Origin of the sequence: Acidovorax facilis, from assembly GCF_023913775.1 — a bacterium.
Taxonomy (GTDB): domain Bacteria; phylum Pseudomonadota; class Gammaproteobacteria; order Burkholderiales; family Burkholderiaceae_C; genus Acidovorax; species Acidovorax facilis.
Genome location: NZ_JAMXAX010000347.1, coordinates 1 through 328 on the forward strand (window position 1 = coordinate 1; position 328 = coordinate 328).

A 328-nucleotide genomic window follows, 5' to 3' on the forward strand; every position below is an offset into this window, starting at 1 on the left:
TGGGTACGCCGCGTCGCATATCTCGGTGTCTCTGAATCTTTGAGCATGGTGTCCACGATGGTTTACGTGCACACGATCTTGCGAGATGTCGCGGGACTGTTCAAGGTGGTACGGCTGGTCGCTTACCGTCAGAGGGTGTGCAGAATTTTGTGTAAACGGACAATCCACCGCAGGCGAGAGCCTGCTTGTCCGCAAACACAATGTAAGCGTCCAGCCGAGGCATCTTGAGTTGAGCCACATGTCCCGCGAATATCGCGGGCATGATGAAGAAGGTGGATGCAGTTTGCGTGGCGACGATCGCGTTGTTTGCGCGCTGGCTCAGCGTTGC

1 protein-coding gene is annotated in these 328 nt (G+C 56.1%); it reads right to left on the bottom strand.

Features of this window, described 5'->3' with window-relative positions; all coding sequences use genetic code 11:
• Window positions 1-100: 100 nt before the first annotated feature.
• The coding region (locus NFX52_RS30535) for a hypothetical protein (protein WP_252636031.1) at window positions 101-328 on the bottom strand (228 nt) is incomplete at its 5' end.